The sequence below is a fragment of the Acidovorax temperans genome, assembly GCF_006716905.1.
Lineage (GTDB): Bacteria > Pseudomonadota > Gammaproteobacteria > Burkholderiales > Burkholderiaceae_C > Acidovorax > Acidovorax temperans.
In genome coordinates this window covers 954,669-968,355 of sequence record NZ_VFPV01000001.1, presented here as the reverse complement: position 1 = coordinate 968,355, position 13,687 = coordinate 954,669, and the positions used below count along the sequence as shown (strand labels likewise).

The window sequence follows — 13,687 nt, the reverse complement described above, 5'->3', positions numbered from 1 at the left end:
TTGCGGCACTGCCCCACTACAATCCGCGCCATGGCAGCCAAACCCACCTCAGTTTCCGCAAGCGAATATTCCGAAGGCTCGATCCGCGTGCTCAAGGGCCTGGAGCCCGTCAAGCAGCGCCCGGGCATGTACACCCGCACCGACAACCCCCTGCACATCATTCAGGAAGTGCTGGACAACGCCGCTGACGAAGCCCTGGCCGGCTACGGCAAGAAGATCAAGGTCACGCTGCACACAGATGGCTCGGTGAGCATCGAAGACGATGGCCGGGGCATCCCCTTTGGCATGCACCCCGAGGAAAAGGCCCCGGTGATCGAGCTGGTCTTCACCCGCCTGCACGCGGGCGGCAAGTTTGACAAGGGCAAGGGCGGGGCTTACAGCTTCTCGGGCGGCTTGCACGGCGTGGGCGTGAGCGTGACCAACGCACTGGCTACGCGGCTGGAGGCTTGCAGCCACCGCGAAGGGCAGGTGGCACGCCTGGTGTTCTCGGGCGGCGATGTGGTCGAGCCGCTGGTGGTCCGCCCGCTGGAGGCCGGTGAGCGCAAGCAGGGCACCACCGTGCGCGTGTGGCCTGATGCCAAGTACTTTGAATCGAGCAGCCTGCCCATGGGCGAGCTGACCCACCTGCTGCGCAGCAAGGCGGTGCTGATGCCCGGCGTGTCTGTCTCGCTCATCAACGAGAAGACGCGCGACACCCAGACCTGGCAATACAAGGGCGGCCTGCGCGACTACCTGACGCAGACGCTGACTGCCGACCCGGTCATCCCCCTGTTTGAAGGTGAAGGCTTTGCCGACAGCGGCAACGAGAGCTTTGCCGAAGGTGAAGGCGCCGCGTGGGCCGTGGCCTTCACCGAAGAAGGCGCGCCGGTGCGCGAGAGCTACGTCAACCTGATCCCCACCAGCGCAGGCGGTACGCACGACAGCGGCCTGCGCGACGGCCTGTTCAACGCCGTCAAAAGCTTCATCGAACTGCACAGCCTGGCCCCCAAGGGCGTGAAGCTGCTGCCCGAAGACGTGTTTGCACGCGCCAGCTATGTGCTGAGCGCCAAGGTGCTGGACCCACAGTTCCAGGGCCAGATCAAGGAGCGGCTGAATTCGCGCGATGCGGTGCGTCTGGTCAGCGGCTTTGTGCGCCCGGCGCTGGAGCTGTGGCTGAACCAGCATGTCGAATACGGCAAGAAGCTGGCCGAGCTGGCCATCAAGGCCGCGCAAACGCGCCAGAAGGCAGGCCAGAAGGTGGAAAAACGCAAGGGTTCTGGCGTGGCCGTGCTGCCTGGCAAGCTGACGGACTGCGAAAGCCGCGACACCAGCCACAACGAGGTGTTTCTGGTGGAGGGCGACTCGGCTGGCGGCAGCGCCAAGATGGGCCGCGACAAGGAGAGCCAGGCCATCCTGCCACTGCGCGGCAAGGTACTCAATACCTGGGAGGTTGAGCGCGACCGCCTGTTTGCGAATAACGAAATCCACGACATCTCGGTCGCCATCGGTGTGGATCCGCATGGGCCCAATGACACCCCCGATTTGAGCGGCCTGCGCTACGGCAAGATTTGCATCTTGAGCGATGCGGACGTGGACGGCTCGCACATCCAGGTGCTGCTGCTCACGCTGTTCTTCCGTCACTTTCCCAAGCTCATTGAAGCAGGGCACATCTACGTGGCGCGCCCCCCGCTGTTCCGCGTGGACGTACCCGCGCGCGGCAAAAAGCCTGCGGCCAAGATGTATGCGCTGGACGATGGTGAACTCAATGCCATCCTCGACAAATGCGCCAAGGAAGGCGTGCCGCGCGAGAAGTGCCAGATCAGCCGCTTCAAAGGGCTGGGCGAAATGAACGCCGAGCAGTTGTGGGAGACCACGCTCAACCCCGACACCCGCCGCCTGCTGCCCGTGCAGCTGGGCGACGTGGACTTTGTCGCCACCGAGGGGCTCATCACCAAGCTCATGGGCAAGGGCGAAGCTGCTGCGCGCCGTGAGCTGATGGAACTGCATGGCGATGCGGTCGAGATCGATATCTGACGTGCTGAGCCGCATTTGCCCCCGCTGTCTGCCATGACGTTGTTTAGCAAAATTGGCCTCTTGCGCTTATCAGCGCTGGGTTTGCTGCTCTGCTTTTTGCAGCAGCAAGCCCACGCTGACCTGTGGGCGCATGTGGACGAGCGCGGGGTGACGCACTTTGCGGCTGAGCAACTCGATGCCCGGTACCAGCTTTTTTTCCGGGGGGCTGAGTTCGACTCGACCCGCGACATGCCTGCCAACGCACCCGTCACGCCCCATGGCATGCCCAGCGCGGGCGCGCGCCTGCTGGCGTTTTTTGACATTGCGCCAGGCTACAAAAGCATCAAGCACCACCTGCGGGCCGCGTCGGAGCAGCAGGCGGTGGACTACGAGCTGCTGCAGGCGCTGATTGCCACCGAGTCGGGCTTTGATGCGCAGGCCGTATCGCCCAAGGGCGCGGTGGGCCTGATGCAGCTCATGCCCGCCACGGCCAGCCGCTTTGGCGTGCGGGCCGATGCCAAGCGCTCGCTAGAACAAAAGCTGGCTGACCCCGCCGTCAATGTGCCTGCGGGCACGCGCTACCTGCGTTATTTGCTGGACCTGTTCCCCGGCCGCATGGACCTGGCCCTGGCGGCTTACAACGCGGGTGAGGGCGCGGTGCAGCGGGCTGGTAACCAGATTCCGGCCTTCAAGGAAACCCAGAACTACGTGCGCACCGTGCTGGCGCTGTACCACCAGCTCAAACCCCCGGCGCCGGTGCAGGCCCATCGTGCGGCCCCTGGGCGGGTGCGCATGCAACTGCAGGGCGGCGCCCACAACCGCGGCAACCTGCCGCCCGACACCGTGGTGGCGCAAAGCCGCGCCAGCCATGAACCTCTCCCGACGATTCCGAATGAATGAGCGCTAACGAATGAGCGACCAACCCACTTTAGATTTCACGACCGCTGGCGATGATGGCGGCGACTCGCTGGCCCTGGCGGGCTACGCCCAGCGCGCCTATCTGGAATACGCGTTGTCGGTCGTCAAAGGCCGTGCGCTGCCCGATGTGTGCGACGGCCTCAAGCCTGTGCAGCGGCGCATTCTGTATTCGATGGACCGCATGGGCCTGGGCTACAGCGGCCCCACGCGCAACACTGCCGCCAAGCCCGTCAAAAGCGCCCGCGTGGTGGGCGATGTGCTGGGCCGCTTCCACCCCCACGGTGACCAGTCGGCCTACGACGCACTGGTGCGCATGGCGCAGGATTTTGCCCAGCGCTACCCGCTCATCGACGGCCAGGGCAACTTCGGCAGCCGCGACGGTGACGGCGCTGCGGCCATGCGCTACACCGAGGCGCGCCTGTCCCGCATCACCAGCCTGCTGCTCGATGAAATCGACGAAGGCACGGTCGATTTCATGCCCAACTACGACGGCAGCACGGAAGAGCCTCGCCAACTGCCCGCCCGTCTGCCCTTCGCGCTGCTCAACGGCGCCAGCGGCATTGCCGTGGGCCTGGCCACCGAGATCCCCAGCCACAACCTGCGCGAGATTGCCGATGCGTGCGTGGCGCTCATCAAGACGCCATCGCTGAGCCAGGACGAGCTGCTGGCCATCGTGCCCGGCCCGGACTACCCCGGCGGCGGCCAAATCATCAGCAGCGCGGGCGACATTGCCGACGCCTACCGCACCGGCCGTGGCAGCCTGAAGGTGCGCGCGCGCTGGAAGATCGAAGACATGGCGCGTGGCCAGTGGCAACTGGTGGTGACCGAGCTGCCGCCCGGCGTGAGCACCCAGCGCGTGCTGGAAGAGATTGAAGAAATCACCAACCCCAAGGTCAAGGCCGGCAAGAAGGCGCTGACGCAGGAGCAGACGCAACTGAAGGCCAGCATGCTGGCCGTGCTGGACGTGGTGCGCGACGAGTCGAGCAAAGACGCGCCTGTGCGCCTGGTGTTCGAGCCCAAAACCGGCAAGACTCCGCAGCAAGAACTGATCACCGCGCTGCTGGCCCACACCAGCCTGGAAACCTCGGCCCCCATCAACCTCACCATGGTGGGGCTCGACGGCAAGCCGGTGCAAAAGTCGCTGCGCCAGATGCTGGAAGAGTGGATCGCCTTCCGCCAGACCACCATCACCCGCCGCAGCCAGCACCGGCTGAACAAGGTGCTGGACCGCATCCACATCCTCGAAGGGCGGCAACTGGTTCTGCTCAACATCGACGAGGTGATTGCCATCATCCGCCACGCCGAGGAGCCCAAGGCGGCGCTGATTGCACGTTTCAACCTGAGCGATCGGCAGGCTGAAGACATTCTCGAGATCCGCCTGCGCCAACTGGCACGGCTCGAAGCCATCAAGATCGAGCAAGAGCTGAAAGAGCTGCGCGAAAGCCAGGGCAAGCTCGAAGACATCCTGAACAACCCCGGCTCGCTGCGCCGCACCATGGTCAAGGAGATCGAGGCGGATGCCAAGACCTTTGCCGACGCACGCCGCACGCTGATCCAGGCCGAGAAAAAGGCCGTGGCCGAAGTCAAGGTGGTGGACGAGCCGGTGACGGTGGTCGTCTCGCAAAAAGGCTGGGTACGCGCCCGCACCGGCCATGGGCATGAGGCGGCCAGCTTTGCCTTCAAGGCGGGCGACGGGCTGTACGGCACGTTCGAATGCCGCACGGTCGATACCTTGCTGGCCTTTGGCAGCAATGGCCGCGTTTACTCGGTGGCTGTGTCGCTGCTGCCCGGGGCGCGGGGCGATGGCCAACCGGTCACCACGCTGATCGAGCTGGAAGCCGGTACGCAGTTGCTGCACTACTTTGCAGGCCCGGCCAACGCCACGCTGCTGCTGTCCAGCTCGGGCGGCTACGGCTTTTTGGCGGCGGTCGAGAACATGGTTTCGCGCCAAAAGGGCGGCAAGGCCTTCATCTCGCTGGGCGAAGGCGAAACGGTGTGCGTGCCTTCGCACGCAGCGGGCACCACGGGCAGCAAGCCGCTGCTGCCGGCCACACATGTGGCCTGCGCGTCGGTGGGTGGGCGCATCCTCACGTTCGAGATCACCGAGCTGAAAACCATGGCCAATGGCGGCCGGGGCCTGATGCTGATTGACCTGGAAGACAAGGACCAGCTTGCAGGCGCTGCCGCCTACACGCGCAGCATTCGGCTGGATGGCATTGGCCGCGGTGGCAAGGTGCGCGATGAGACGCTGGAAATCCGCAGCTTGAACAACGCCCGCGCCGCACGCGGCCGCAAGGGCAAGGCGGCGGACCTGGGCTTCAAGCCCAACGCCGTTACCCGCGTGGAGTGATGCTGCTGCGCGCAGCACCCAAACAAAAAAGCCAACCGGCAACGGTTGGCTTTTTTTGTGGAGCGACCGGATCAGGCCAGTTCGGCGATCAGCTCAATCTCCACGCAAGCGCCCATGGGGATCTGTGCCACGCCGAAGGCGCTGCGGGCGTGCACGCCCTTGTCGCCGAACACCTGGCCCAGCAGCTCGCTGGCGCCGTTGGTCACCAGGTGCTGCTCGGTGAAGTCGCCGGTGGAGTTCACCAGGCTCATCACCTTGACGATGCGCTTGACGCGGTTGAGGTCACCACCTGTAGCAGCGTGCAGCGTGCCCAGCAGGTCGATGGCCACAGCGCGTGCGGCCAGTTTGCCTTCATCGGTGGTGATGTTCTTGCCGAACTGCGCGGCCCAGGGCTTGCCATCCTTGCGGGCGATGTGGCCGGAGAGGAACACCAGGTTGCCCGTTTGCACATATGGCACATAGGCGGCCGCAGGCACGGACACGGGGGGCAGGGTGATGTTGAGTTCGCTCAGCTTGTCGTAAACGCTCATGGTTTTCCTTGGGTTGAAGTGCGAGGGAAAGCGCGGGCGCCCGCGCCTCCAAAAAGCGCTGGCCGGGTCCGCACGGTGTTGCGGCGCCAAGTGTTACACAGCCGGTGCTGCATCGGCGGTGCTTGGGGCGTTGCAACGGCGCATTAGCATCAGCCCATGTTTGGCATAAGCCCCTCTAATAGCCACTCTCCTGCTTCCCGCCCAGGGGATGGGGAGGCCGCTCATTCAACGCCCGGTGTGCACGGGGGCGATGACGGTGTTCGCAGACTGTGGCCTTTGCCTGCCATGTTGTGCGGTGTATTGGCGGGCTCCGCGCTGCAGCTGTGCCAACCCGAGCTGTGGGCGATGTGGGCGTACGGCAGTGCCTTGGCGGCGATGGGCGTGGTGGGAGCCTGCGTGCTGTGCTACCCACCGCTGCGCAGGCGCTGGCTGGGTCAGAACATTGCGGGGCGGCGCTGGTGGCGGGCCTGGGGGTGGGTGGCCACGCTGGCCTGGGCGGCGGTTGCCGCCTTTGCCCTGTGTGGCTTGCGAGCCAGTGGGTTTGCCCGGCAGGGCCTGCCTGCGGCGATGGAAGGACAGGACGTGCGCATCACCGCCGTGGTGGCAGCCATGCCCCAGCGCACCGAGGCCGGGGTGCGCCTGCGCTTGCAGGTGGAGTCTGCCGAGTGGGCGGATGCCGCGCCCGATGCGGGCCGCGCCCGCGCCCCCGAGCGCCCGGACACTGCACCCCAGGTGCCTCCGTTGATTGATGTGTCCTGGTACGGCGGCGTGCTGCGTGACGCCCAGGGCCTGGTCGATTTGCAGCGCCAGCCGCCCGAGCTGCGCGCAGGAGAGCGCTGGCGCATGACCGTGCGCCTGAAAGCGCCCCACGGGTTGCGCAACCCGCACGGCTTCGACTACGAACTGTGGCTGTGGGAGCAGGGCGTGCAGGCCACGGGCTATGTGCGTGCAGGCCCCAAAGACCAGCCCCCGGAGCGGCTGGGTACCACTTGGCAGCACCCGGTGGAGCAATGGCGCCAGTCGGTGCGCGACGCCATCTTTCAGCGCCTGGCCAGCAGCCCTGCGGTAGACGAAGAGGCCTCCGCCCAGCGCGTGGCCGGAGTAGTGGCCGCCCTGGTCACGGGCGACCAGCGGGCCATCGACCGTGCAGATTGGGACATCTTCCGTGCCACGGGCGTGGCGCACCTGATGAGCATTTCTGGCCTGCACATCACCTTGTTTGCCTGGCTGGCCGCTGCCCTGGTGCGGCTGCTGTGGCGGCGTTCAGCCGGGTTGTGCCTGGCGGTGCCAGCGCCCACGGCGGCCCTGGTGTGTGGCGTGGTGCTGGCGGGCGGCTACGCCTTGTTCAGCGGCTGGGGTGTGCCCGCGCAGCGCACGGTGACCATGCTGACCGTGGTGGCGGCCCTGCAGCTCAGCGGCCGTCGCTGGCCCTGGCCGCAGGTGTGGTTGCTGGCCTGCGCTGCCGTGGTGCTGACTGACCCCTGGGCGCTGTGGCAGGCTGGGTTCTGGCTGAGCTTTGTGGCCGTGGGGGTGTTGTTTGCTACTGATTCTGTAGCTGCTGACGCTTATCCTAAAGGCGCTAGAGGCCATTTTTATGCATTATTGCGTGAGCAGTGGGTGGTGACGCTGGCGCTCACGCCGCTGAGCCTGCTGCTGTTTGGCCAGGTGTCGCTGGTGGGGTTTGCGGCCAACTTGCTGGCCATACCGTGGGTCACGCTGGTGGTCACGCCCCTGGCGCTGGCCGGGGTGGTGTGGGCGCCGTTGTGGTCGCTGGCGGCGTGGGCTTTGCAGCCCCTGGCGGCGGGCCTGCAGTGGCTGGCCAGTTGGCCCTGGGCGGTGGTGTTTTTGCCCGCAGCACCGTTGTGGGCCGGGGTGCTGGCCTTGTTGGGCGCCTGCCTGCTGGCCATGCGCCTGCCGTGGCAGTTGCGCTTGTGGTCTGTGCCGCTGCTGGTGCCCTTGCTGTGCTGGCAGGCGCCTAGGCCTGCGCCGGGCCAGTTTGAGCTGCTGGCGCCCGACATTGGCCAGGGCAATGCCGTGCTGGTGCGCACGGCCACACACACCTTGCTGTACGACGCAGGCCCGCGCTTTAGCCGCGAAAGCGACGCGGGCCACCGCGTGCTGGTGCCCCTGCTGCGGGCGCTGGGCGAACGGGTGGATGTCCTCATGCTCAGCCACCGCGATGCCGACCACACCGGGGGTGCGGCCGCCGTGCTGGCACAGCAGCCAGGGGCGGCGTTGACAGGGTCGATCGAAGCCGAGCATGCGCTGCAGGGCTTGCGCCCGGCCACACCGTGCCTGGCGGGGCAGCGCTGGGTGTGGGACGGCGTGGTTTTTGAGGTGCTGCACCCCACGGGCGCCGAGCCCGACAAGCCGGCCCGCCCCAACACGGCAAGCTGCGTGTTGCGCGTGGCCAGCGCGGAAGGCGGCCCGCACGCGCAGGCCGTGGCACTGCTGGTGGGGGACATCGAAGCCGCGCAGGAGCAAACCCTGCTGGCCCGCTCCGCTCCGGTCAAAGCCGACGTGCTGCTGGTTCCGCACCACGGCAGCAAGACCTCGTCCAGCCCCGCGTTTCTGGACGCGGTACAGCCGCGCACCGCCTTGGTGCAGGCGGGCTACCGCAACCGCTTTGGCCACCCTGCACCCGAAGTGTTGCAGCGCTACGCCCAACGCCAGGTGCCCGTGGTGGAGTCGGCCCGCTGCGGTGCGGCGATCTGGTCTTCTGCCTACCCCGACACGGTGGCCTGCGAGCGGGATACGGGGCGGCGCTATTGGCAGCACACCGTGCCCTGAGGTCCTGTCAGGGTTTGTGCTGCTTTTGCACAGCCCAGCCCCAAGGCGGGCGCGCAACTTGCTATCCTGACTACAGGAGGCCCGTCCATGCAGAAATTTGACGAGATGTACGCCATGCTGCCCTTTGATGGCAGTGACGTGCGCGAGCACTACAAGCGCTATGCGCACTGGCTGGCGCAGCAACCCCCTGGGGTGATGCAGGATCGCCGGGCCGAAGCCGAGATGATCTTCCGGCGTGTGGGCATCACCTTTGCCGTGTATGGCGCCAAGGACGAAAGCGGGGCAGGCAACGAGCGGCTCATCCCGTTTGACCTCATCCCCCGCATCATCCCCGCCCACGAGTGGAGCCGCATGCAGCAGGGGCTGGTGCAGCGCGTCACAGCGCTCAACCGTTTCATCCACGACGTTTATCACGGTCAAGACATCCTGCGCGCGGGCGTGGTGCCGGCCGACCTGATCCTCAACAACGCCCAGTACCGCCCCGAGATGGCGGGCGTGCAGGTGCCGCAGAACATCTACGCGCACATTGCGGGAATCGACATCGTGCGCGCGCCCGACGCGCAGGGCCAGGGCGAGTACTACGTGCTGGAAGACAACCTGCGCGTGCCCAGCGGCGTGAGCTACATGCTGGAAAACCGCAAGATGATGATGCGGCTCTTCCCCGAGCTGTTCAGCCTGCACAAGGTGGCGCCCGTGGCCCACTACCCCGACCTGTTGCTGGACACTCTGCGTGCCAGCGCCCCTGCCACGGCGGACGACCCCACGGTGGTGGTGCTCACGCCGGGCATGCACAACAGTGCTTACTTCGAGCACGCCTTCCTGGCCCAGCAGATGGGTGTGGAGCTGGTCGAAGGGCAAGACCTGGTGGTGCGCGACAAGTTCGTCTACATGCGCACCACGCGTGGCCTGCAGCGGGTGGATGTGATCTACCGCCGCGTGGACGATGACTTCCTCGATCCGCAGGTGTTCCGCCCCAACTCCACGTTGGGCTGCCATGGCCTGATGGAGGCGTACCGCGCAGGCAACGTGGCCATCTGCAACGCCGTGGGCACGGGCGTGGCCGACGACAAATCGGTCTACCCCTACGTGCCCGAGATGATTCGCTTCTACCTGGGCCAGGAACCCATCCTGAAGAACGTGCCCACCTGGATGTGCCGCAAGCAAGACGATCTGCAGTACGTGCTGGCAAACCTCAAAGACCTGGTAGTCAAGGAAGTACATGGCGCGGGTGGCTACGGCATGCTCATCGGCCCCGCCGCCACGCAGGCCGAGATCGAAGACTTCCGCCGCGCACTGCTGGCCAACCCGGCGGGCTACATCGCCCAGCCCACGCTCAGCCTGTCGAGCTGCCCCACCTATGTGGAAAGCGGCATAGCCCCCCGCCACATCGACCTGCGCCCCTTTGTGCTGAGCGGCCGCGAAGTGCAGATGGTGGCCGGCGGCCTGACCCGTGTGGCCTTGCAAGAGGGCTCTCTGGTGGTGAATTCATCGCAAGGCGGGGGCACCAAAGACACCTGGGTGCTGGGAAATGGAGGGACTGAATGATGCTGAGCCGCACCGCTGACCATTGGTTCTGGATGTCTCGCTATGCCGAGCGGGCAGTAAAGCGTGCCGCAGGCGCGCTTTCAACACAACACCGCGTACGTGCGCAGCATGTGCGTGGTTCTCTGCCCTCTTCGATCAAGGAGGCCGCATGCTGAGCCGCACCGCCGACCATCTGTTCTGGATGTCCCGCTACACCGAACGGGCAGAGAACACCGCCCGCATGCTGAGCGTAAGCTACGAAACCTCGCTGCTGCCCCAGGCGGCAGAGGCTGCGCGCGAAGGCTGGGAGGGGTTGCTCTCTATCAGCGAACTGATTCCCGCCTTTACGGCCAAATACGGCGAGATCACGCCCGCCAATGTGCTGGATTTCATGGTGCGCGATGGGTACAACCCTTCGTCCATCGTGTCGTGCCTGCGCGCTGCGCGCGAGAACGCACGCGCTGTGCGCGGCGCCCTGACGACCGAAGTCTGGGAAACCATCAACCAGACCTGGCTGGAGCTGCACCGGCAACTGCAGGGCAACGCCTTTGAGCGCGACCCCGGCCAGTTTCTGGAATGGGTGAAGTACCGCTCGCACCTCTCGCGCGGGGTGACGGCGGGCACCATGCTGCAAGACGAAGCCTTTCACTTCTTGCGCATGGGCACCTTTCTGGAGCGGGCCGACAACACAGCGCGCTTGCTGGATGTGAAGTTCCATGCCGTGCAGAACGACTTCTTCGGCCGCGCCAGTGAGCGCAACCAGGAAAACGACTTCTACCACTGGAGCGCCATCTTGCGCAGCGTCTCGGCGTTCGAGGTGTACCGCAAGGTCTACCGCGACGTGATCACACCGGGGCGCGTAGCCGATCTGCTCATCCTGCGGCGCGACATGCCCCGTTCGCTGCACGCCAGCCTGCATGAAGTGGTGGAAAACCTGAACCTGCTGGCCAACGACCATTCGGCCGAAACCCAGCGCCGCGCGGGCCGCCTGCTAGCTGATTTGCAATATGGCCGCATCGATGAAATCCTGTCGCACGGCCTGCACGCCTTTCTCACCCAGTTCCTGGACAAGGTGAACGATCTCGGGGCGGGTATCAGCCGTGATTTCCTGGTGGCGGTGAGCGACTGAAAGGCGCTCGGGCGGGCCGTCTAACGGCTGCCCGGTTCACCCCGCTCGGCTGCGCCTGCGAGGCTTGAGTGTTTTCAGGCGTTGCGCCTGCGTTCGCGCAGCATGAAGAGGTACAGGCTCTCGACCTTTTCGCGTGCCCACGGGGTTTTGCGCAAAAACTTGAGGCTGGAGCTCACGCTGGGGTCGATCTGGAAGCAGCGGATGGGAATCTGCCGCCCCAGTTCGTCCCAGCCAAAGTAATCGGCAAGCGCCACCACCATGGCTTCGAGCGTGATGCCGTGCAGCGGGTTGCGCGCCTGCTTTGCAGGCGCCGCACCGGCAGGGGGGGTGGGCGTGGGTGCGGGCTCGGTGGTGTGCGCCCCATTGCTTTCTGTGGGGGGCGTGTGTTCGGTGGGTGGGGCAGAGTTCATGTGCCCAAGCATAAGCGCCCCTGCGGCCCGCCGGTCACGCCTCGTGCCGCTGCAGGTGTGGGTCGCGCTGGAACAGTTCGGCCGTCCAGTCCACAAAGGCGCGTACCTTGGCGCTCAAATGTCGGTTGGGCGGGTACACCACGTAGATGGGGAGCAGGGGCTGCGTCCAGTCCGGCAGCAGTTGCACCAGGGTCCCGGCCTTCAGATGTTTTTGCGCTTGAAAGCTGGTGATCTGCGCCACACCCATGCCGTGCAGGGCTGCGGTGACGTAGGCGTTGGCTTCATTCACGCTCACCTGGTAGGGGCCGTTGATGTCGATGGACTCGGTACCTTTGCGGAACTCCAGCGGGTAGTGGCGCCCGGACTGGGGCGAAAAATACAGCAGGCTGGTGTGCTTTTCTTCCAGCTCCAGCGGGTGCTGCGGCGTGCCTTTGCGCGCGAGGTAATCGGGCGATGCCAAGGTGATGAATTCCAGATTGCCAATGCGCCGTGCCACCAGCGATTGGTCGCTCAGCTCGCCCCCGCGGATCACGCAGTCCACGTTGTCGCCAATCAGGTCCACGGTGCGGTCGCTCACGCCCAGGTCGAGCTGGATGTCGGGAAAGCGTGTCTGGAAGTCCGCCAGGTGCGGAATGATGAGCAACTGCGCCACCGAGGTGCCCACGTCCACCCGCAGCCGGCCCATGGGGTTGGCGCGGGCGTTGGTCATGCTGGCTTCAATGTCATCCAGGTCAGACAGCAGCCGCACGGTACGCTCGTAGTAGGCCGCGCCATCGGCCGTCACGGTCACGCGGCGGGTGGTGCGGTTGAGCAGCTTTACGCGCAGGCGTTCTTCCAGCGCTTGCACGTGCTTGGTGACGGTGGCCTTGGGCAGCGACAACGAATCGGCGGCGCGCGTGAATGTGCCGGCTTCAACGACACGGGTGAATATGCGCATGGCCTGTATTTGGTCCATCGCCCCTCCTGGAATCCTGACAACGGGTGGATCAGCGCCCACAGAACCAGGTTCTGTGGGCGCTGAAGAATTCTCACACGCAACCAGCACCTTGATTGTTGTGAGATTGGAAACACTGCAGTGGTGTTTGCCGGGTTTATCGGCTTGCGCGCAGCCGGTACATTTCCCAACATCGCAAACCTACCCGCCTTTCCTTCACAGGCCATCGCCATGCCGCCCGACGCACCTCGTCCCGCCCCGCAGCCCCACCCAGCAGCAGCCCCTGCCAAGGCGCAGCCTGCCTCTGCGCGCTGTGTAGACAGCGCCATCGATCTGGCAAGCGGTGAACCTGTGGTAGTGCGCATGTATGGCCGCAAGAAGGCGGGTCATGCGTCGCCCCTGGTGGTGCATTTTCACGGCGGTGCTTTCGTTTCGGGTGATCTGGACAACGGCCACACCGTGGCCCATTTGCTGGAAGGCGCGGGCGCTGTGGTGGTGTCGGTGGCTTATCCGCTCACGCCCTTTCCGCAGCCGGTGGACACTGGCTATGGCGTGTTGCAGTGGGTGCACCGCCATCGCACCAAGCTGGGCGGGCAAGGGGCCTTGGTGTATCTGGCAGGGGAAGAGGCCGGAGGCAATCTGGTGGCGGCCGTGGCGCTGATGGCGCGCGACCAGGCCCACCCACCACTGGCCGGGCAAATTTTGTTGTCTCCCATGCTCGACCCTTGCGTAGGGTCTGCTTCGCAGCGGCGCACCACCGGAGACGCGGTGGACTGCAAGTGGGTTCAGGGCTGGCGCAATTTCCTGCGCTGCCCGCGCGATGCCGAGCACCCTTATGCCGTGCCTGCCTCGGCCCATCGCCTGGCGGGCTTGCCCCCCACGCTGGTGTTGGTGGGCGACACCGATCCCATGCGTGACGAAGCCCTGGCCTACGCAGCGCGCCTGCACGCCGCAGGCCTGCAAGTCACGCAGCATGTGTTTGCCAAAGCCGAGAAGTGGCCCGAGCCGCTGCTGGAAACCGGCCCGCACGAATGCCCCTGTGCCGGGGCGGTGCAGGAAGAGTTCCGGCGGTTCTTCGAAGCCACCCGATGTCGGGAGTCCTCCTGACGC

The 13,687-nt window shown here is 65.7% G+C and carries 11 protein-coding genes; 8 read left to right on the top strand and 3 right to left on the bottom strand.

The window, feature by feature from the left end:
* Positions 1–30: 30 nt before the first annotated feature.
* From BDD18_RS04710 to parC, 3 genes are read left to right on the top strand one after another with little or no spacing between them, the layout of a single operon-like run.
* Positions 31–2,013 (top strand): DNA topoisomerase IV subunit B, encoded by a 1,983-nt coding sequence (locus BDD18_RS04710; RefSeq protein WP_142081668.1) that lies wholly within the window; start codon positions 31–33, stop codon positions 2,011–2,013.
* Between the two features lie 33 nt (positions 2,014–2,046).
* Complete coding sequence (locus BDD18_RS04705) at positions 2,047–2,892, top strand: lytic transglycosylase domain-containing protein (RefSeq protein ID WP_142081666.1); 846 nt, start codon at positions 2,047–2,049, stop codon at positions 2,890–2,892.
* 10 nt (positions 2,893–2,902) lie between these two features.
* A complete protein-coding gene (gene parC, locus BDD18_RS04700) occupies positions 2,903–5,260 on the top strand; it encodes a DNA topoisomerase IV subunit A (protein ID WP_142081664.1) in 2,358 nt (785 codons plus the stop codon).
* A gap of 71 nt (positions 5,261–5,331) precedes the next feature.
* Here the strand turns inward: parC and BDD18_RS04695 are convergent, their stop codons facing one another.
* A complete protein-coding gene (locus BDD18_RS04695) occupies positions 5,332–5,790 on the bottom strand; it encodes a RidA family protein (protein ID WP_142081662.1) in 459 nt (152 codons plus the stop codon).
* Between the two features lie 285 nt (positions 5,791–6,075).
* Here BDD18_RS04695 and BDD18_RS04690 point away from each other — a divergent pair, with 285 nt between their 5' ends.
* From BDD18_RS04690 to BDD18_RS04675, 4 genes are all read left to right on the top strand, one after another.
* Positions 6,076–8,580, top strand: a complete 2,505-nt coding sequence (locus tag BDD18_RS04690; RefSeq protein ID WP_244938983.1) for a DNA internalization-related competence protein ComEC/Rec2 — start codon at positions 6,076–6,078, stop codon at positions 8,578–8,580.
* 87 nt (positions 8,581–8,667) lie between these two features.
* Positions 8,668–10,125, top strand: coding sequence for a circularly permuted type 2 ATP-grasp protein (locus tag BDD18_RS04685; RefSeq protein WP_142081656.1), 1,458 nt, complete (start codon positions 8,668–8,670; stop codon positions 10,123–10,125).
* Positions 10,122–10,280 (top strand): alpha-E domain-containing protein, encoded by a 159-nt coding sequence (locus BDD18_RS22900; RefSeq protein WP_420837299.1) that lies wholly within the window; start codon positions 10,122–10,124, stop codon positions 10,278–10,280. The genes BDD18_RS04685 and BDD18_RS22900 overlap by 4 nt, the downstream gene beginning before the upstream one ends.
* A complete protein-coding gene (locus BDD18_RS04675) occupies positions 10,274–11,233 on the top strand; it encodes an alpha-E domain-containing protein (protein WP_142081652.1) in 960 nt (319 codons plus the stop codon). The genes BDD18_RS22900 and BDD18_RS04675 overlap by 7 nt, the downstream gene beginning before the upstream one ends.
* Positions 11,234–11,307: 74 nt before the next feature.
* Here the strand turns inward: BDD18_RS04675 and BDD18_RS22405 are convergent, their stop codons facing one another.
* Together BDD18_RS22405 and BDD18_RS04665 are read right to left on the bottom strand one after the other, a co-directional pair.
* Positions 11,308–11,643, bottom strand: a complete 336-nt coding sequence (locus BDD18_RS22405; RefSeq protein ID WP_244938982.1) for a VF530 family protein — start codon at positions 11,641–11,643, stop codon at positions 11,308–11,310.
* Between the two features lie 34 nt (positions 11,644–11,677).
* Positions 11,678–12,598, bottom strand: a complete 921-nt coding sequence (locus BDD18_RS04665) for a LysR family transcriptional regulator (protein ID WP_142081650.1) — start codon at positions 12,596–12,598, stop codon at positions 11,678–11,680.
* Between the two features lie 210 nt (positions 12,599–12,808).
* Between BDD18_RS04665 and BDD18_RS04660 the strand changes: the two genes are divergently transcribed.
* On the top strand, positions 12,809–13,684 hold the full coding sequence (locus tag BDD18_RS04660) for an alpha/beta hydrolase (protein ID WP_142081649.1): 876 nt from the start codon (positions 12,809–12,811) through the stop codon (positions 13,682–13,684).
* Positions 13,685–13,687 lie beyond the last annotated feature (3 nt).